We start from the raw sequence: 20335 nt of genomic DNA on the forward strand, positions 1-20335 counted from the left end.
AAGTCACCCAGTGCTTAATACGGGAGTAAAACAATGAGTGAAGTAAATAATCCACTAGGCCTAGTCGGCATCGAGTTTACAGAATATGCAACACCAGACGCTGATTACATGGATAAGGTATTCACTGACTTTGGATTCTCAAAACTAAAGAAATTTAAAGACAAAGATATCGTTTACTACAACCAGCACGATATTCACTTTTTGTTGAATAACGAGCGTGAAGGCTTCTCAGCACAGTTTGCGAAAAGCCACGGCCCGGCAATTTGTTCTATGGGCTGGCGTGTAGAAAATGCGCAAAAGGCGTTTGATACTGCGGTTGAGCGTGGTGCAAAACCTGCGACTGACTCAACACACAAAGACTTACCATACCCAGCGATTTACGGTATTGGCGATAGCCTTATCTATTTCATCGAAAACTTTGGCGATAAAGGGTCAATCTTCGAGCAAGATTTCGTTGACCTAGAAGAGCAAAAAATTGTTGAAGACAAAGGCTTTAAGCGCATCGACCACCTAACGAACAATGTTTACAAAGGGACGATGGAAACTTGGGCTAACTTCTATAAAGACGTATTTGGTTTTACTGAAGTTCGTTACTTTGACATCAAAGGTCAAAAAACGGCGCTGCTTTCTTATGCACTTAAGTCACCATGTGGCACCTTCTCTATTCCAATCAATGAAGGTAAAGACGACAACAACAACCAGATCGATGAGTACTTAGATGAGTACAATGGTCCAGGTGTACAACATTTAGCATTTTTGACTGACGACTTGGTTAGTTCACTAGATAAACTAGACAAGAGCACCATTGCCACCTTAGATATCGTAGATCACTACTACGACACTATCTTTGACCGTGTGCCTTGGGTTAAAGAAGATAAAGAAAAGATCAAACAGCACCAAATCCTAGTAGATAGCCAAAGCGAAGACTGCTACCTACTACAGATCTTCACTAAAAACCTGTTTGGCCCAATCTTCATCGAAATGATCCAACGTGTTGACGATGGCGGCTTTGGTGAAGGTAACTTCCAAGCGCTATTCGAGTCAATTGAACGCGACCAAGAGCGCCGTGGTGTAATCTAAACACACACATCAAATTAATAAAGAAGCAGCTAGCGATAGCTGCTTTTTGTGGTTTATCAAATTGCTATTACGACTTGAGTTTTTCACTTTTGACCATAACTCAAGTTGAAAGCCAAAATTAAAGGAAAGGCAATGTCTCAAATTAATGAAACACACGACATCCAATTAACAAGTTGGGTAGCTAGTGCGAATGCGACTGGAACTGATTTCCCTATTCAAAACTTACCTTTTGCAGTATTTCGTCGTAAGAACAGTAATGAAGAGTTTCGTGGCGGAGTTGCGATTGGTGATCAAGTACTAGACCTTGGCGCAGTTGTTGACGCTAACCTATTTTCAGGCGACGCCGCAGAAGCAGCCGAAGCTGCAAATGCCCCAGCATTAAATGAATTTATGGGTATGGGCCAACAGTACTGGTCGGCTCTTAGACTTGCCCTGTCTCGTGCATTACGTGAAGGTTCTGAACTGCAATCAAGCCTTGAAGGCGCATTGGTTGCACAGGATGACGTAGAATACGCTTTACCTTGTCACATTGGCGATTACACTGACTTTTATACCTCAATCTACCACGCAACAGCGGTAGGTAGCCTGTTCCGTCCTGATAACCCGCTGCTACCAAACTACAAATGGGTACCAATCGGTTATCATGGTCGTGCATCGTCTATTGGTGTTTCAGGTCAAACTTTCCCTCGCCCTAAAGGCCAAACCAAAGCACCTGATGCAGATACGCCGTCATTCGGTCCTTGTAAGCGACTAGACTACGAATTAGAGCTAGGTATTTACTTAGGTAAAGGTAATGAACTTGGCGACTCTATCGCAATTAAAGACGCTGAAGATCACGTTTTTGGTTTCTGTTTATTCAATGACTGGTCTGCACGTGACTTGCAAGCTTGGGAATATCAACCATTAGGTCCATTCCTTGCGAAAAACTTTGCTTCAACGGTGTCTCCTTGGGTTGTAACCACCGAAGCACTTGCACCATACCGTACTCAATGGCACCGTGATGAAAACGATCCACAACCGCTGGAATACTTAGAATCAACGCAAAACCGCGAGTCTGGTGCTATTGATATTCGCATGGATGTCTTACTAGAGACTGAAAAAATGCGTAGCGAAGGCGCTAAACCAAGCAAACTGTCTGAATCCAGCTTCAAGCACAGCTATTGGACAGTTGCGCAAATGGTTACGCACCACACAGTGAACGGCTGTAACTTCCTACCGGGTGATATGCTAGGCTCAGGCACGCAGTCAGGTCCTGAGCATGTAGAAGCGGGTTCATTACTCGAACTATCACGCGGCGGTAAAGAAACCATCACGCTTGCAAACGGCGAAGAGCGTAAGTTCCTAGAAGATGGCGATAAAGTAATTATGCGCGGTTGGTGTGAAGCCCAAGGCTACAACCGTATCGGCTTTGGCTGTGTTGAAGGCACTGTACTTCCAGCAAAATAATCGCAATTATTCGTGAGTTAATCGCAATTTTATTTACTTTTAAATCAAAGGCATGATGATTTCATGCCTTTTTTTAGTTCTAAAAACTGGAAATTTGACTAAAAATTGTTAGAGTGTAGCGCTGATTTAAATTTGAGGTTGAATGTTGCAAGTACTCAAGCGCCTATATCTAAAGCTGTTTAAGCCGACTCAATTAATTGTTCGTCAAGACGCAACTGTCAAGATGCTGAAACTGCCATCTTGGGTTCAAGCTTGCTCGATTTTGATTCTGCTTGCTGTCGCCATTTGGATAGCCAATGCCTCACTCAAATTACAAGAAAACGGTGACCAGCTCACTAAAGAGCAACAAAACTTAGCGCAGCTACAAGCTAAGTGGCAAAAAGAAAAATCACAGCTTCAAGCACAATTAGCGCAGCAAAAAGGCATGCTTGACCAACTGTCACAGCAGCACAGTGTGCTTGAGTCATTGATTGACTCGACTCAAACAACTGACGACAACGTAGTGGAAGGCGAGCTAGAAGAAACACCGACAGACCTTAACAGATCACAACCAAGTACCACAACCGAATTTGCTCCCCAAGCCAGTTACCTACTCATCCAACAACGACAGCTCAGCGAACAACTTGGGCAATCGTTCAGCGCTGAAATTTCAGCGATGCAAGAATCCATCAACAGTGCGGGATTACAACTATCATCTGACTTCTCAGAAGCACAAGGTGGTCCCTACTTCCAAGCCGACTTAGAATTAGTAGAAGCCAGCTTTATTAATGCCATTGACCAATACGCTGTTTATGCGCAGTTAGCGACGATGATTGGCCAACTGCCAGATACACTGCCTGTCGCTCAGGAGAAATATTATGTCTCCAGTGCTTTTGGTTTTCGTAAAGACCCAATCACTGGCCGTCGTGCCTATCATAAAGGTATCGATCTCGCAGGTTGGCACAAGACACAGATCGTAGCCCCCGCTTCTGGCACCGTTAAACGAGCGGGGAAAAATGGCGGCTATGGCAACTTTATCGAAATTGAGCACGCCAATGATATCACCACACGTTATGGTCATCTTCACACCATCAAAGTGAAAGCGGGTCAACAAATCAATAAAGGTGATGTAATTGCATTAATGGGTAGCACAGGAAGAAGTACGGCGACACACTTGCACTATGAAGTGATTCAAGGTAAAAAACACCTAAACCCAATTAAAATCGCTCGCGCATTCAATAAGTAACATATAATTGCAATTGCGCTGCGGTAGCGAGGAATTCGTGTTTAACTCTTTTAAAAACCAACGAAACGACGTCCCGGCCATTATTGCTCAAAGCACTAAAGTCACGGGCGATATTGTCTGCGAAGGTGAACTTCAATTAGATGGTACCGTCAACGGTAACCTCGACATCGAAAAACTAATCATCGGCAATAAAGGTTTAGTGCAAGGTAATATCCAAGCCAATGAACTGACGATATTAGGTAAGGTAGAAGGTGATATTCAGGCCAAACAAGTTACACTGCTTCCTAGTGCTCAAGTATTTGGCAATATCGAACACGAAACCTTAACGATTGAAGCTGGTGCGCATGTCGATGGTAAACTGACGCACCGTAACGAGCGAGCCAATAACGTCACGGCAATTGACTCTGCTGACGATCAAATCATAAACAATTAAGATCTTTTTGCGCTGATATACATGTTAATGTCGGCGTGAAACACTTTCTCTCCCGCAGTGTTAAAGACCTCCACTGGTACAACTAACTCTTCTTTATCTTGCCATGCTCGCGGGTATTCTATTTGCGCCACGGCATGCAGATCGGTCTCGGCTTTAGCTAAGTATTGCACTGACATCCCCTTTGGGATCCAGCGATGGGTCTTATGGTCGATGGTCGCGTCTGTCATGACTCCAGCACACAACTCCGCAAGATTACACTGAGCAATAGCGTGAACCGTACCTATGTGGTTATGAATGGCTTTACGGTTACGAATTGCGGCCCTACAAACGCCGGGCTTCAATTGTGTGATTTTAGGCTTAATGGTGCCAAAGTAAGGTGCCTTACGACATACTGCCTTACTGAACATCCATTTACCAAATGGCAACCAACTCATCCTTTTATAAATTTTTAAAAGTGGTGCAGACATAAGATTTTTCTAAAATGATTTTGCTTAAAATTAACACATCTGACCAGTTAATCAACCGTCTACAAGTATCAGCGAATAAAATATCTTAAAAATTTGCTAAATCGGCGCTTTGTCCTGTCTTTTCTCATTCTCCACAATACAATAACGGCCAAAAGGAGACGCCATGACCCAATCAAATTCAAAAGCACTGATTTTTATTCTCGCTTTACTTGTTATCTTTTGCCCTTTAGGTATCGATCTCTATCTACCTGCGTTTGTGGACATGCAGTCCAGCCTTCAAGTATCAGAAAGCCAAATTCAGCAAACGGTGAGTATTTATATGTTAGCTGTGGGTCTTGGACAATTGATAGCAGGTCCACTTGCGGATAAATATGGCCGTAAACCAGTTGCACTGGTTGGAATCGTTTTGTTTGCACTTGGCGCCGTAATGGCAAGCACAGTCTCCACTTGGCCGCTCATGATGGTAGCTCGAGTGCTACAAGGTCTGGGCGCTTGCGCCACTTTCGTCAGCGCTTTTGCTATTGTTCGTGATAGCTTTGGACACAAAGGCAGTGGCCAAATGATCACTTACCTCAATGGTATTGTATGTTTTATCCCAGCATTAGCGCCTATTTTAGGTGCGTGGTTAACCGTCGAGTTTGGCTGGCAGAGTAATTTTAGCTTTTTGTTTGGCTTTGCCGTTGTTGGCCTCATCTTAGTTTCTCTTATCTATAAAGAGACTCGCCCCGAAGATACGCATTACAGTGGTCATATCCTAGATTTGAGACGTTTTAAGCCGATGCTCAGTAGCTCGACTTTCATATACAATGCCGCCTTAGCTATGCTTGGTATGGCTGCAATGCTGGTATTTGTGATTTCGGCTCCGGGGTGGATCATGGCAAAAATGAGCGGCAGTGTTTCCGACTTCACATTTTGGTTTACTGGCAATGCGGTGCTGAGTATTGTCGCAAGTTTTATTGCCCCCCACTTCATCAAGCGCAATAGCCAGAAGTCACTCACCTTTGGCCTCGCCGTTTTTAGCTTTAGCGGCCTGTTGTTACTAGCTTTGCCACAAACTGAAATAGCGCACTTTGTACTGCCTATGTATATGGCATCAGTCGGCTTTGCATTTACGATTGGAGCCGCGGCTGGTAAAGCGTTATCTGGGTTTGCTAAACAAGCTGGGACGGCTTCAGCGCTGATTGGGGTACTACAGATGAGTGGCGCAGGGATACTTGCAACCATGACACAACCATTAGCATTGGATGCCCCGATGCAACTCGCGTTGCACTTATTACTCGCACTACCTTTCTTGCTATTGCTGGCTACGAAGCACCGTCACCAGCTTCACAGTGCAGCTTAATTAGAATTTATATAATAGCAATTATCAGTACAGTTCCTTTATTAATAACTATGATGTATGGTTAGACGTCCTGTCATAACCATACATTATATCAAAGTAATTAAATATTCTTATTAATTCCACAAAACTGTATAATTTACTCTTTACGAGTTCTTGTTATTGGTTATATGCTAACCACCGTTAAGAAGTTGTTAGTTTTTATTAACAACAATATTCACGCAATGTAACTGAGAAAATAACAATGAAATTAAACAAGTTAACTGGGGCACTACTCATCGCTGGCGCTTGCGCTATGTCACAAGCACAGGCATCTGACGATCGATACATCATTCAGGTCGACAATTCGAAAAAAGGCGTCGTAAAAGCACTTGCTAAAAAGCTTGGCGCTGAGCTGCACGTTGATGGCGATGGCTTCTTCGCTGCAACTTTTACAGGCAAAGATCTTAGTCAAGTAAAGGGCTTATTAAACAACCCACACATCAAACTCGTTGAAGCAGACCAAAAGCGTTACCCACTGGGGATTTATAACGACGACGCAGGTAACCCAATGCAGCAACAGGTTACGCCTTATGCAGTTTACCAATCACAAGCTGATCAACTTACTTTCGATGCCAATGCAGGCATGAAAGTATGTGTGATTGACTCAGGTCTTGACCAATCAAACCCTGATTTCATTTGGGGTAATATCACTGGTGATAATGACAGCGGCACAGGTAATTGGTATGAAAATGGTGGCCCACACGGCACACACGTAGCCGGTACTATCGGTGCTGCTGACAATAATATTGGTGTTATCGGCATGGCACCTGGCGTGCCAATGCACATTATTAAAGTATTTAACGCAGAAGGCTGGGGCTACTCTTCTGACCTTGCTCACGCGGCAAACCTATGCTCACAAGCAGGTGCAAACATCATCAATATGAGTTTGGGTGGTGGTGGCTCAAACAATACAGAATCAAACGCATTTGAAAACTTCCGTAATGCTGGTGGCTTAGTTGTTGCGGCAGCTGGTAACGATGGCAACAATGTTCGTTCATATCCTGCAGGCTACCCATCAGTAATGATGATCGGTGCAAACGATGCAGATAATCAAATTGCAGACTTTTCTCAGTACCCAAGCTGTACTTCTGGTCGTGGAAAGCGCGCGACTAACGACGAACATATTTGTGTAGAGGTAACTGCAGGCGGTGTTGATACGCTTTCAACTTACCCAGCAGACATGGCGACCTCTTCAAGCATGACCGCTGATGGTACGGCGTTTGCAAGTTCAGCAATGGAAAATAGTGGTAACGCTTCAGGCTCGCTTTACTTTATGGGCACAGCTGAAGCAACCGATGGCGCTGCAAACGGTAAAGTGTGCCTAATTGACCGTGGTAATATTTCATTCCACGATAAAGTAGCAAACTGTGAAGCATCTGGTGGTATCGGCGCGATTATCGTAAACAATGAAGCAGGCATGCTATACGGCACTTTAGGTGATACTAACAGCACATCAATCCCAGCGGTTGGCGCTGCATTTGAAGATCGCACAGCGTTGATGGCCGCTACAAACGCGAACATCAGCATTGGTACGAGTGATTATGGCTTAATGAGCGGCACGTCAATGGCAACTCCTGCTGTTGCAGGTCTTGCAGCACTGGTATGGTCTAACCACCCAGAGTGTACTGGTGAAGAAATCCGTAGTGCATTAAAAGCAACCGCAGCAGATGCTGGCGCTGCAGGTAAAGACGTGTACTTTGGTTACGGTATCGTTAAAGCAGCAGATGCGAGCGCTTACTTAACCGCTAATGGTTGTGCTGGCGGTGGTACAGGTTCAGGTGACGGTGATAACACAACAAGCGTTGAGCTTTCAGCTTCGGGTTATAAGCAAAAAGGTAACAGTTATGTTGACTTAAGCTGGAATGGTGCAAGCACGTCACAAGTCGATATTTATCGCAACGGTAGTAAAATTGTCACAACTAGCAATGATAATAGTCATACAGACAGCATCAGTGTTAAAGGCGGCGGTACATACGGCTACCAAGTGTGCGAACAAGGTAGCACTGCGGCCTGTTCAGCAACACAAACTGTTGTGTTTTAACTCCCAACCAACCAATTCAAGAATGCCGGTCTTTTGATCGGCATTTTTTTATTCTACTACTCCCCCCCTCATCTTTTGTTGATAGCTTGTTCGGCTCCCTCTCTTAAGATCTGGATAAAGCGGGTAAGCCTATGACCATAGAGATTTGTTCATTTCCATTTCACTTCTACACTCTATAATGGAGTTGGACAGTCACAGAAGGAGTTCATGAAATGAGTACATCGGGTTATACCCCACCTAAAGTTTGGCAGTGGCCATGGCAAAGTGGCGATGGTAGTAAATTCGCGAATATCAACCGCCCTACTGCAGGCGCAAGATTCGAAAAGTCCCTACCGCAAGGCAAACACCCGTTACAACTCTACTCCCTCGCGACCCCAAATGGCGTGAAAGTGACTATCTTGCTAGAAGAGCTTTTAGCTGCCGGGGTAAAAGAAGCAGAATACGATGCCTTTTTAATTAATATCATGGAAGGTGAGCAATTTAGCTCAGGGTTTGTTGCACTTAATCCAAACTCTAAGATCCCCGCGTTATTAGATACCAGCACCAAGGAACCAACCAAAATCTTTGAATCTGGCTCAATTTTGCTTTATTTAGCTGAAAAGTTCCAAAAGTTCATTCCTCAAGATCCCACAAAACGCACCGAGTGCCTCAACTGGTTATTTTGGCAAATGGGGGCTGCGCCACTACTTGGTGGTGGATTTGGTCACTTCTATGCCTACGCACCAGAGCACTACGAATATCCAATCAACCGCTACACGATGGAAGTGAAGCGCCAACTGGATTTACTGAATCAACACCTAGCCACAAGAGAATATATTTGTGGCGATGAATACACTATCGCGGATATGGCAATCTGGCCGTGGTATGGCGTACTAGCCCAAGGACACCTGTATGATGCGGCAGAGTTTTTAGACGTTAATGGCTATGAACACGTGATCCGCTGGGCTGGACTCATCGCCTCAAGAGAAGCAGTCAAACGCGGAAAAATGGTAAATAAAACATGGGGAGAACCTCATGAGCAGCTTCATGAAAGACACGACGCCAGCGACTTTGATACCAACACCCAAGACAAACTAGAGCCATAACCTTACCTTGGTTTAATTCTTGGTTTTATAAGAGTTAGCTTTATCTATCGGGTTTGATTAATCAGATTTAATCAAACCCGATTGTCTGTATGTCAGAAAAGAATGGTGTTGGCACCTTGCTAGAAGTGCTAAACGCTTTCGCTGGTATTAGAAGTCTTAGCTCGTTTTAGAAGTTATTAGGGGACGTCTTAAGAGTGAACATGCAAAATCATCTGATAACGTACTTGTTATATTTCTATGAATTCGGGCTTGATTAAACCAAAGCACTTCAGATCATGAAACTCACCTTTCCAGTAACCACTGGCGCGCCGAATTCCCTCTTCTTTAAAGCCTAGCTTTTTCAAAGTTGATTCAGAAGCAATATTCCCAATCATGGTATCACCCTGAATTCTATATAGTTCGTGAAAAGGTGTGTCTACTGAAAAGGCCAGCTCAATGATTTTACTTATCGCTTCAGAAGCATATCCAAGCCCCCAATGAAAAGAAGATAGCTCGTACCCTAACCCTGCATTTTTCATTTTTGGATTCCACGAATTGAAACCACAAGTACCTATAAGCTTCCCTGAATCTTTAAGTCGGATGGCCCAGCGAATACCCATATTTTCGGCGAAACGGCTATTGAAAAAATCTATCAGCGCCAACGATTGCGCTTCAGTTTTATATGCTTCAATATCGTAAAACTTAACCACGTTTTCGTCGGAAAAAATAGCCAACAAAGCAAGACTGTCATCTCCTGATAGTTTATTAAGAATTAACCGAGATGTTTCTAGTTCTGGAAATTTCATCTAAATTCTCTTTGAAATAACGCCCCCCAGAAGCGAGTCCGGTAGTCGAAGGATACGAACTACTGGGCTTTGTTATGGTTCACGGCAAAATTATATTGGTGCGATACTTTGAAAAGCTAAGCGTAACTCATCAACATCTTTAAACCTAATAGACTTATCACTACTAAGGCCTTTATCAATGAAAGCACGCACATTCTCTGGTGACTTTTCAGTCTTACTCTTTCCGGTTAAGACGTAATATAAAATACGAGTCAACGCGTATGTTTCATGTAAGATGCTATAACTATCAAATCCTTCTGTAACTAGGCTTGGATCATTATAGTAGCCCTTAAAATTCGTATTTTCAGAAGTTAGTTCGCTATTAACTATTTTCACCAGACCAAAATCCGCAATTTTCACTACAGCCACATCATCATATTCTTTGAGTAGAATATTTTTAGGGCTAATGTCCCTATGCAAAATATTTTTAGAATGTATGTACGAGAAAGCTCTGAGTATTTGCAGCCCTAATTTAACGCGTTCTTGAAACGATAAATTGGAATTGTTTTTTAAAATATACTTATCCAATGAGTTGTCCATAAATTCCATAATGTACTCATTGTTTTTCTCATTGTATTTATAAACTTCTAGAACATATGGTGAGCTTAGCATACTCATTTGTTCGTACTCTCGCCTAAACCTTTCAATCTCCTTTGCATTTAGATCTTTCTTTGCCCGCTTTAAAGCAAAGTTTTTATTATAGAAACTGTCAAAATACTTATAGACATTTGCATAAGATCCACTACCTAGAGCCTTTAGATCAGTGGTATTATTTTTATTCTCAATTTTCACTGAGCTTTGTGGTAAAAATATTGGGATAGCGTAATAAATCTCTAGCTTTTCAGTATAAGGGGGAATTGCACTCCCACCACTCTTACTTAGAAAGCTCTTACAAAAAGTAAGTCTATCTCGATGGTACTCCTCAATATAGAATGCATATTCAGAGTTCTTCAAAGATCTCTCTAAAGCTTCAATCGTCTCTATAGATCTAATGAGTTCCCTACTCGGATCTGCCCAGAAGTGAGCCGTGTCTTCATCTGTTGGAAGCCTATTATTCATCGAGTCAAAAAGACTAGTGATGCTAGAGTGAAGAGTAGAGAACAAAATTCTTAACTTGTCATTATTTATTGATTCGTAAAGATCTTCGAATTCATTATTCAAAATATCAAGGAGTTTTCTGTAGTGACTCTCTATGGCATTTTCTGCATTCATTAATATTATAAAACCTGTCTCTAATTGAACCATAACGCCTTAATAAACGGCGGAAAACAGCAGACTAAACCAAGCAAATAATGAGCGCAAGCCTGCTATTTTTCGTCCATTGTTTAATTAATTTATTATATTATCTTTTTAAACTGTATGTATTTAACGTGCACTTTATTACCGACAGTACCAAATGCATTAGGTAAGACTTTTGCTTTTTTAAGTCCTCTTAATATTGCACGTGAGTGTATTCTAATTGGGTTGAGACTCAATATTTTAAGGTTTATTACTTTACCTTCATTTGATACATCAAATTCTACGGTACCTTCTGTATTTGTTAAGGCACAGGCTGAAGGCAAAGAAGAATTAAACCGTATTGTACTGGGCTCAAAAATACTAGATTTACCTTCAATTGATGTAGCAATGCTAATAGGTTCATCTAGAAACTCAATGTCAGGATCATTGCATGCTTTAGTAACACCAAACTGGACACCAGCTACAAGTAATAATGTGCTAATCACGATGCCTCCTGAGAACATAACATTTTAGTATTTATGCGACACGCAGTTTGTGTTGCATAATCGCTTGTTGGACTGAGCTGCTACCTGCTCGGTGTGACAGAGTTGGTGTTGTTTATGCTATAGCTTACTTAGAAAAAATAGGCTTTTTGGAGGCTATCACTTTCCTAGCTAGTGTAATCAGTTTAGCTAGTGTTTGTAAGCTTTCCCTGCATCGCTCAGCGCTTATTATGTCTTCATTACACCTAAATTTGCCTTAATAAGCAATTATACTTTTTACGCGCACAGAGGCCGCTAGCCTGAGCAATTAAGCAGGTTAACTACTTGATTTCACACATCAGTCCTAATCAAGCATACCCTCCTTGGCTAATATCAAAGCGCATCCATGCGCTTCTCGTTCATTCTTTTTAAACGACGCGATCGAGCGAACCAAGAAAACGTCGCCCCAGCATCACACTCAATCCTCAAACCCTAAGCCGATAGAATGCAACCGCCTTGTAAGGCACCTCCCTGTGCCAGACAAGACTTGGCCGACATCCTGTCGGCACATTGCATATCGGCTTATGCTTTTCGGGTGTGATGGAGGGGGAATAAGTCGCCTGTGGAATTTCCACTTTCTTATTAGCGATAGAGTAGTTTACAAGCTCAAAAAATTGCGGCTCCGATCTCACAGTACAAATAGTTTTGTGGGAGATGTATGGACTCCTCCCCCTTAACGGGAGAGTACGGTATAAAGATATTGCAAAACACTTTTACCAAATAAGGAGTCCATACATGACACAGTCTAATTTAATTGCTATCGACCTGGCAAAAAACATTTTCCAATTAGCGCAGCTGAAAGTAAAGTGCCAATGAGTCATTTCAACGCATGGATGCGTGAAAAGCGGTGACAGGGACAGGGATGTCCCTTACACCGCGATGACGTTCATATTGGCAATTTGCTTGAGGAGTCAGTGTGATGTTGGGAGTGCCCTTTCTTTTGCATACTTGTTCTTTGGGCATCAAAGAAAAGTAAGTCGTAGCCCATGGATGGGCGTCGAAACCTGTCAGGAGGACATATAAGCCTTACCCTCCTTGGCTTATATCAAAGCGCATCCATGCGCTCCTCGTTCATTCTTTTGAAACGACGCAAAAGAACGAACCAAGAAAACGAACAGTGTGAACTCCTAATTAACAGTCTAAATCGTTTTGTGGGAGGTGGTTTACCCGCCGAGAAGTTACGCTTTTCGGGCGTGGTATTGACCGTTTTTCTGGTTTTATCTACTAAAGCAACTGATTAACTTACAAGCACCAAAACTAAACTATCAGCACAGTTCTCCTCCCTCATCACACCCGAAAGTAAAGTGCCAATGAGTCATTTCAACGCAAGGATGCGTGAAAAGCGGTGACAGGGCCAAGGATGGCCCTTACACAGCGGTGACGTTCATATTGGCAATTCGCTTGAGGAGTCAGTGTGATGTCGGGAGTGCCCTTTCTTTTGCTACCTTTTCTTTGGGCATCAAAGAAAAGTATGTCGTAGCCCATGGATGGGCGTCGAAATCAGTCAGGAGGACAACAAACCAACACAGCGAGATTCAATACCTCCCAAAACAAAATCTTAACAATTCAGTGATGTAGATTTCGCCAGAACCCTGTATTATAAGCCTGTTAAAAGCTTAGGAACGGGTGTGCCTGTACGTTAAGCGAATGGATACTAAAATCAATAACTGTGCTTATGGAACTTTTTGCGCGAATGGAATGATATTATGATCAAGAAAACCGCCATCATCATTGCAATATTGGCTGCTATTAGCGGCTGTAAATCGCTGGTTTATAAAGGTAATAGACTTTACGAAGCGGGAATGTACCGCCAAGCTGCTGAATATTATTCACAAGCACTCGCGGAAGACCCTGAGGATCTTGAAGCGAAACAAGGTTTAACACTGGCGCGAGATAAGCTTATAGATAAAGGACTTATCGATGTGCGTATGCTGCGCTTAGCAAATAACTACACCGCTGCTGCAACTAGGCTAGAAGAAATCGTAGAGAACCAAGCACAATGGCAAATGAAGCCGACTGGCGCGATGGCAAATACCCAAAGAGAAGAACTAGATTACGCGAGGCAATGGCTACTCGACGAAGCCCGCTCGCTATCAAATACGCCCTACCCTGACAAGTTTAAGCTGTTTGAACATAACTATCGCCATCTGATCAGCAATGCGCAATTAGCAAGCGCCATGAGCACCCACTATGACACGCTAAGAACGCAAGCGCAGAAAAAGTGTGATGAACTTGCAGGACAGGTCAGTGGGCAGCGTTTCTATTTAAAAAGTTTCACGGAAAAATACTGTTTAGCGTGGCAAACTCCAAAACGTTTACGTGTAGATAACCAAGATAAAAGTCGTTATTTTGCGATGAACATACGAGATCGTGTCGATATTGGTTTGCGCTTTGGCAACTCAATCAGAGGACAATATGGCGCATTTATCTCAAGCCTAAATACGGCATTTAATAATAGCCTCTGGTTTGATAGTGATGGCAGTCAACAGCTTTCATTAGAGCTATATGCAGATGCAGACTATTACCGCACTAGCAATCAATATATTCAGCGTAAGCATTATCAACAGGAAGTTGAACGACCAGACCCTAATAACTCAGATAAGACGCACACCGTAGAAGTCACAAGAGAGTTCACTTACCCGGTGACCATCTACGATGAGAAATTTGATATCAACGTTAATTATGAGGCGAGTTTAGCCCATCGTTATATCAAAGGCAGTGCAAGCGATAGTAAGCATAATAAAACCCGTGCGCATCAGGCTGATTTTGAACAACTTGATATCACCCCACTGTCTCCAGACTTTCTTAATCTTTCACAGATAACTGAAAAGACCTTTGACGAACTACTCAAAAAATTCTCTCAAGATCTTACGCTAACTTGGAAGCAAAATTACTGTGGACAGGCACTTGGCAGCAATAAAGGCGAAAATATTCTACGCTGTGCCAAGCTTGAGCCCGAGCATGACTATATCAATCGTTGGTTTGACCAGCACTTTGGGATCAAGTACTCAGAAATGACGACTTTATACGGTATTTGAGGCTCAGAATGAGTTTTGAAACTCGCCAAAAAGCCGAAAAATGATTATATTGTGCCAACTTTATTTGTATTAGGAATTAAGCTATGCCAAAGGCAAGTGAAATAAAAAAACATGCCGCGATCGAGTATAACGGCCGCGTAATGATTGTTCGTGACATTGAGCGTTCAGTACCACAAGGTCGCGCTGGTGGTAGCCTATACCGTATGCGTATGTACGATGTAGTAGATAACTCTAAAGTAGATGAGACTTTTAAAGCGGAAGAAATGCTGACACTTGCAGATCTTAACCGCCGCCCTGCAATGCTTTCATATGTAGATGGTGATGAATATGTGTTTATGGATGATGAAGACTACACGCCATACCATCTAAATAAAGAGTCTATTGCTGAGCAATTATTGTTTATCGATGAATCAACTAAAGGTTTATCTATCGTCGTGGTTCAGGGCATGCCTGTTTCTATCGACTTACCTTCAAGCGTAGAGCTTGTGATTGAAGATACCTCTCCTTCAATCAAGGGCGCATCTGCTAGTGCTAGAACAAAGCCTGCGACATTAACGACTGGCCTTGTTGTTCAAGTTCCTGAGCATATTTCAAGCGGTGACAAAATTAAGATCAACACTGCTGAATCTAAGTTCATGGGCCGTGCAGAATAAGTCCATTGCACTTTTGATAGCGAGCCGTTGTGCTCGCTAGCGTCTAAAGATCGCCAAACTTTCTTTGCAATAGTGCCATTCTATAATTTTGGCCTTACTCTTAAAAATCGCGCAAAACGCGGTTTACCAAACTTAGTATACCCTTGATATCGATAGGTAATTTGACTACCAATCGGTGGTGGTGATGCGCGCTCTTCGTCGCTAAACCCCGACCCAACTTTAAACTCCATACCTTGTTCATCTCTCACCAATAGCGATCCCATCATCCCTTGGTACTTTCCCTTACCGGGTAAATGCTTAATCACGATAGCTTCGTCATCAAGGTACGGCTTGTATTTTAATACGTTGGTTGTTCTTCCATCTTCGTGTTTGGCATTTTTAGCATGCAAAATAACACCTTCACCGCCTCGCTTTAAGACACCATGATAATAGTCGTTTAACTCATCAACTGAGCCAAATGATAGCTGCTTGACGGGTCTAATGTGTGATAACTCAATATGGCTTAGTAGGCTTAAGTAACGCTCATGGCGCTGAGAGAATATTTCTGTAGAATTTGGCGCATCAAATACATAATAAGTCACTTGACGCCAGTGCTCATTATTAGGCGAATGGCGTCTTGCAATCGCGCTCACAAAAGCAAAGTTATTGTACCCAGCCCACAACTCGCCGTCTAACCATGTATCAGGTAGCCCGTGCGTAAACCAGTCTGGTGCCTTAATTAAATGACCACCACGCGTACGCAGTTGCGAGCCATCCCAAATGGCCCTAACACCATCGAATTTTTCACTCACAAGATAATTAGAAATATCTTCGTCGCCTTGATATACCGAAGCAAGCTGGATTTTTGTGTGGGTTTCATTTCCATAAAGAAGATTGGAAAAACCTAAAAAAAGGCAGAACAAGAATGGTACATATCGCATAGCATAATCCTTTGCAGTGGATAGTTAATACCAGCGACTTGGTGCATTGTTTGCGTTCGCCGATATTAAAAATTAACAAATTTCACACTTAAAGATTACACAAGAATCGACGTTTGTAAAATCGAACAGCTTTGACTAACAGTCCCCTGTTTATACCAATTGCTATTACCTTTCAGGGCAAAGCCAGTCAAAAACCGCTTCGAGATCGGTAAATGAATGATCGGCAAGACTTAAATCTTGTTTATTAGAGTGCGCATTTGGCACGACAACCGCGGTTAACCCAGCTTCCTTGGCTGAAGTTAATCCTGTGCAGGTGTCTTCTATAGCCACGGCTTCGTGTGGTGCAATGTTTAGCGCAGCAAGCGCCTTGCGATAAGGTTCTGGATGAGGCTTCGGCTGTTCGACATCGTCTTTACACACAATGACAGAGAATAACTCTAATAGCCGATAGTGTCGTAAAACAGGGAGCGCTTCTGCTTTGCTACTTCCTGTCACGAGTGCTATTGGACAACGCATTGAGGTTAATTCAACGACTTGCTTTGCAAAATGCATCAATCTAGGGAGTACTTCCGCAGCCGTTGCAACAAAGACGACATTTTTTTCATCACATAAATCGCCGGCAGAAGGCGCAAGTTGGTGTCTTTCTTTAAGTATATGCGCCGCTTTAAGCGTTGGTACACCCGAAAACTCATCACAAAAATCATGCTCCGTATAAGTAACCTGATACGGGGCTAACACCTTCATCCAACTTTGGTAATGGAGTGCTTCTGAATCAACTAATGTACCGTCAAAATCAAATAAAACTGCCTGAAAACGCATTTACACTCCTTAATTTGGTTGTATTAATTAACCGTTGATCCCTGCTGGTGGCTCAGCAGTGGCTTCTTCACCGCTATCAACTTCAACTAATGTATAGCCTCGTGGCTGTCTTATTACTTTTAGAATCGGTTTATCGAAAGCTGACTTTAGTCTGTCAGCATCCGCTTGCAACTCTTCCATCGAACGACCAAAAGGTGCAGCCCCCGTTTCAGACCAATTCGTTACCTTACCATTTAAGTTATATTCCACTTCATGGATTTGATATAAAGCCGCTTCGTCTTTTGTTGCTTCACAATATATCACTCGATAATTCCAAAAACCTGACATATCCACTCCTAACATAAAAATTTCATTAAAAAGCCCGCTTAATGCGGGCTTTAGTTACTCTATTATAATCACTGTAGCGTGAATTAGAAGAATTTCACTTTGAATTCAGCACCAATGAAGCGCGCTTCATTTAGCATACCGGTGTTGTTATTGAAATCTACACCACCGATAACCACTTGCTCGTCAAATAGGTTACGAACAAAGGCTGACACTTCATATTCGTTATCGCCTTCAGACCACATATAACCAGCACGAAGACCTGTTTCAAACAACGCTTCACCTTCAAATTCTACTGATTTGTATAAGAAGAAGTCTACTTCACTACGGTAAGACATATCACCATAGACGAAGAACTCGCCGCCTTCTAACTCTTTGGTGTAGCGAAGTGTTGCGTTTGCGATCCACTCAGGAGCGTGAGGTAAGCTGTTACCGTCCAAAATTGCTCGAGCTTCTGGACCGTTAGCCCCCTCAACCATATAGGTCGGATCTGTCACTGTACACTGCGCACAAACCGCTACTGCTAAGTTTTTATCTTCCAACTCAGTTTTGTTATAGCTTAGGTTAAACGTTGCATTTAGCTCATCCGTTAACACCCATTCGGTATCAAGTTCGAAACCATAACCGGTTGTTTTATCAGCATTCACTAAGCGGTTGAAGTTTGAGCCGCCACCTACAGCCGTTAGCTGTTGGTCGTCCATCTGATAGTAGAATACCGTCGCGTTTACACGGCCTTGTCCATCAAGTACGTCTGACTTAATACCAGCTTCAATCGAGTTAGTAGTTTCTGACTTAGCAACAGTCACTTCATCACCGAACAAAATACGGCCTTGTACACTTGGAGCACGGAAGCCGTTAGCTACGCGACCAAACAAGTTTACGTCATCAGTTAGCTTGTAAGTGGCACTTAAATCCCAACTTACGTGGCTATCGCTTGGGTTAGCAGTACCATCAAGTACGTCTGGAGAGCCATTCCAAGGTGTTGGATTTTTAGTACGCTTGGCGTAAAACTCTTTCTCATCGTCAGAATAACGCAGACCAGCAGTTACTTTTAAATCATCAGATACGGTGTAATCAAAAGAACCGAATACAGCCCATGCTGATGTATCTTGATCTTGGTAAGCATAACCATTTTGTGCACCGTACTGACCAAGGCCAGCATCAAATGCAAATGTATCAAAGCTGTAGCTTTCAATCATTAGATCTTCTTCAAATAAGAAGATACCTACCTGATAGTTGTAATCGCCTGAGAAGTTGCTAGATAAACGAAGCTCTTGCGTGTACTGATTATGTTCAGGAATAACATCTGCTGTTTCAGAAGCAAATGGAATGATACCTGGGCCTTGGAAACCAAGGAAGTCAGCACCGTAACCACCGTCAACGTCTGCACGAGAATAGATTTCAGCACTTTCCCAAGCAGTAATTGACGTTACAGTATGCTCAGGTAAGTCCCATTCAAGTTTTAAACTCAAACCTTGAGTTTCAACCTGTTGCGTCGAACGAGAGGCCGCATCGTGGTATACCACATCGTTATCATACAATGGGTTGATGTTATTTGTGCCAGCTTCAATTAAATTTGCGCGAAATGCAATTGGGCGACCATCCAAATCACGATAGTGGTAGTTAAGTAGGCCGTTAAAATCATCGCCTTCATATAGGAATTGAACACGAACGGCTTGCTCGCTGTAACCACCTAGAGAATTTTCTTTCTCGAAGCCTGGCGCTTTTACATCGATATAGTCTTCTTGTTCCTGCCACAATGCAGAAATACGCGTTGATACACGGTCAGTTACTGAGCCGCCTACAGCGCCTTCAAAGTCTACCGCACCGCGGCTACCATAAGAAACAGCAGCATAGCCATCAAACTCTTGGCTTGGTCTAACCGTGTCAAATTTAACAAGACCTGCTGGCGTGTTACGACCGAATAGCGTGCCCTGAGGACCACGTAATACTTCAATACGTGCAATATCGAATACAGGGAAGCCTTTTAGAATAGGGTTTTCTTGAACCACTTCATCAACAACCAAAGATACAGGTTGAGAAGCATTGAGATCGAAATCTGTATTACCTAATCCACGTACGTAAAAACGTGGGAAGGTACGACCAAACGAAGATTCTACCGATAAACTTGGGATCTTCGCATTCATAAAGCGAATGTCCATACCCGCTGAGCTGTAAGCATTCAAGTTATCACCTTGAAGCGCTGAAACAGACACAGGTACTTCCTGCGCGTTTTCAACACGTTTACGTGCGGTAATTTGAATAACTTCTAGTTGATTTTTTTTGGCTTGCTCTTCTTCAGCAAGTGCAGAAAATGAAGTACCTGCCACAGCAGAGAACAACGTAGCATTAATAAGGGTAGCTAACGTAGATCTTTTCATTGCTTTCATGTTGGTTTTCGACCTTTTAGTGCACTCTTTGTTCAACGGTTTAAAATTTGGGCGCCGTTTCACTTAGGCGTGAACGTTCAATTTTTCGCGATTTGAATATAATAACGCGGACCTTACAGTCGAGAGTGCGATACAACTTTGTAAGGCTGAACGAGACGGCGGTAATTATAGCAGGTAATTTCTACTTTGCTTTATAAACCGAACTAAAAAATCAATTTTTTTGCAACTTTCAGCGACGTTAGCTGACAGTTTACAACATTTAGCAACAAAAAACACAAAAAAGCGGACAATTGTCCTTTAAACTTAATAGTATATTAGTTCCAAAAAACCATCTTTACCGATAACAGAACCATAACACAGTGGTCGAAACTGTGCCGGTTACCTAAACAATACAAATTTGCGCCCAAACAAACGTATTGGCCATATCGGAAACCATGATTGCAATGCCA

17 protein-coding genes are annotated in these 20335 nt (G+C 42.7%); 9 read left to right on the top strand and 8 right to left on the bottom strand.

Features of this window, described 5'->3' with window-relative positions:
• Nucleotides 1-33: 33 nt before the first annotated feature.
• The 4 genes from hppD (at nucleotide 34) to A587_RS0103580 (ending at nucleotide 4184) form a co-directional block, all read left to right on the top strand.
• On the top strand, nucleotides 34-1080 hold the full coding sequence (gene hppD, locus A587_RS0103565; protein WP_017216450.1) for a 4-hydroxyphenylpyruvate dioxygenase: 1047 nt from the start codon (nucleotides 34-36) through the stop codon (nucleotides 1078-1080).
• Between the two features lie 132 nt (nucleotides 1081-1212).
• Nucleotides 1213-2526: a fumarylacetoacetase gene (gene fahA / locus A587_RS0103570; RefSeq protein ID WP_010372399.1), complete on the top strand. Its 1314-nt coding sequence runs from the start codon at nucleotides 1213-1215 to the stop codon at nucleotides 2524-2526.
• Between the two features lie 142 nt (nucleotides 2527-2668).
• Nucleotides 2669-3751, top strand: a complete 1083-nt coding sequence (locus A587_RS0103575) for a M23 family metallopeptidase (protein ID WP_017216451.1) — start codon at nucleotides 2669-2671, stop codon at nucleotides 3749-3751.
• 37 nt (nucleotides 3752-3788) lie between these two features.
• Entirely contained in the window at nucleotides 3789-4184 is a 396-nt protein-coding gene (locus tag A587_RS0103580; RefSeq protein WP_017216452.1) for a bactofilin family protein, read from the top strand.
• Here A587_RS0103580 and A587_RS0103585 read toward each other — a convergent pair.
• A complete protein-coding gene (locus A587_RS0103585; RefSeq protein WP_017216453.1) occupies nucleotides 4181-4651 on the bottom strand; it encodes a hotdog fold domain-containing protein in 471 nt (156 codons plus the stop codon). The two genes, A587_RS0103580 and A587_RS0103585, sit on opposite strands and share 4 nt — an antisense overlap.
• Nucleotides 4652-4814: 163 nt before the next feature.
• Here A587_RS0103585 and A587_RS0103590 point away from each other — a divergent pair, with 163 nt between their 5' ends.
• From A587_RS0103590 to yghU, 3 genes are all read left to right on the top strand, one after another.
• Nucleotides 4815-5993 carry a multidrug effflux MFS transporter gene (locus A587_RS0103590; protein ID WP_017216454.1) on the top strand — a complete coding sequence of 393 codons (1179 nt, stop codon included), beginning with the start codon at nucleotides 4815-4817 and terminating at the stop codon, nucleotides 5991-5993.
• A 241-nt stretch (nucleotides 5994-6234) separates the two neighbouring features.
• Complete coding sequence (locus A587_RS0103595; protein ID WP_017216455.1) at nucleotides 6235-8073, top strand: S8 family serine peptidase; 1839 nt, start codon at nucleotides 6235-6237, stop codon at nucleotides 8071-8073.
• 212 nt (nucleotides 8074-8285) lie between these two features.
• Nucleotides 8286-9158 (top strand): glutathione-dependent disulfide-bond oxidoreductase, encoded by an 873-nt coding sequence (gene yghU / locus A587_RS0103600; RefSeq protein ID WP_017216456.1) that lies wholly within the window; start codon nucleotides 8286-8288, stop codon nucleotides 9156-9158.
• A 227-nt stretch (nucleotides 9159-9385) separates the two neighbouring features.
• Here the strand turns inward: yghU and A587_RS0103605 are convergent, their stop codons facing one another.
• The 3 genes from A587_RS0103605 to A587_RS0103615 form a co-directional block, all read right to left on the bottom strand.
• Nucleotides 9386-9943 carry a GNAT family N-acetyltransferase gene (locus A587_RS0103605; RefSeq protein ID WP_017216457.1) on the bottom strand — a complete coding sequence of 186 codons (558 nt, stop codon included), beginning with the start codon at nucleotides 9941-9943 and terminating at the stop codon, nucleotides 9386-9388.
• A 90-nt stretch (nucleotides 9944-10033) separates the two neighbouring features.
• Nucleotides 10034-11227, bottom strand: a complete 1194-nt coding sequence (locus A587_RS0103610) for a protein kinase family protein (RefSeq protein ID WP_017216458.1) — start codon at nucleotides 11225-11227, stop codon at nucleotides 10034-10036.
• 92 nt (nucleotides 11228-11319) lie between these two features.
• The gene (locus A587_RS0103615; RefSeq protein ID WP_017216459.1) at nucleotides 11320-11706 is read right to left on the bottom strand and encodes an energy transducer TonB family protein; all 387 of its coding nucleotides are present in this window, start codon (nucleotides 11704-11706) and stop codon (nucleotides 11320-11322) included.
• Between the two features lie 1742 nt (nucleotides 11707-13448).
• Here A587_RS0103615 and A587_RS0103630 point away from each other — a divergent pair.
• Both A587_RS0103630 and efpL read left to right on the top strand, forming a co-directional pair.
• Complete coding sequence (locus tag A587_RS0103630) at nucleotides 13449-14780, top strand: tetratricopeptide repeat protein (protein ID WP_017216461.1); 1332 nt, start codon at nucleotides 13449-13451, stop codon at nucleotides 14778-14780.
• Nucleotides 14781-14863: 83 nt separating this feature from the next.
• Nucleotides 14864-15433 (top strand): elongation factor P-like protein EfpL, encoded by a 570-nt coding sequence (efpL, locus tag A587_RS0103635; protein WP_010606026.1) that lies wholly within the window; start codon nucleotides 14864-14866, stop codon nucleotides 15431-15433.
• 80 nt (nucleotides 15434-15513) lie between these two features.
• Here efpL and A587_RS0103640 read toward each other — a convergent pair whose 3' ends face one another.
• The 4 genes from A587_RS0103640 to A587_RS0103655 all read right to left on the bottom strand — a co-directional run bounded on the left by A587_RS0103640 (nucleotide 15514) and on the right by A587_RS0103655 (nucleotide 19886).
• Nucleotides 15514-16353 carry a DNA ligase gene (locus A587_RS0103640; protein ID WP_017216462.1) on the bottom strand — a complete coding sequence of 280 codons (840 nt, stop codon included), beginning with the start codon at nucleotides 16351-16353 and terminating at the stop codon, nucleotides 15514-15516.
• A 165-nt stretch (nucleotides 16354-16518) separates the two neighbouring features.
• Nucleotides 16519-17172 carry an HAD family hydrolase gene (locus tag A587_RS0103645; protein ID WP_017216463.1) on the bottom strand — a complete coding sequence of 218 codons (654 nt, stop codon included), beginning with the start codon at nucleotides 17170-17172 and terminating at the stop codon, nucleotides 16519-16521.
• A 27-nt stretch (nucleotides 17173-17199) separates the two neighbouring features.
• Nucleotides 17200-17499 carry a hypothetical protein gene (locus A587_RS0103650; RefSeq protein ID WP_010374748.1) on the bottom strand — a complete coding sequence of 100 codons (300 nt, stop codon included), beginning with the start codon at nucleotides 17497-17499 and terminating at the stop codon, nucleotides 17200-17202.
• An 83-nt stretch (nucleotides 17500-17582) separates the two neighbouring features.
• A complete protein-coding gene (locus tag A587_RS0103655) occupies nucleotides 17583-19886 on the bottom strand; it encodes a TonB-dependent receptor (RefSeq protein ID WP_017216464.1) in 2304 nt (767 codons plus the stop codon).
• Nucleotides 19887-20335 lie beyond the last annotated feature (449 nt).

Source organism: Pseudoalteromonas sp. NJ631, from assembly GCF_000276645.1.
GTDB classification, from domain to species: domain Bacteria; phylum Pseudomonadota; class Gammaproteobacteria; order Enterobacterales; family Alteromonadaceae; genus Pseudoalteromonas; species Pseudoalteromonas piscicida.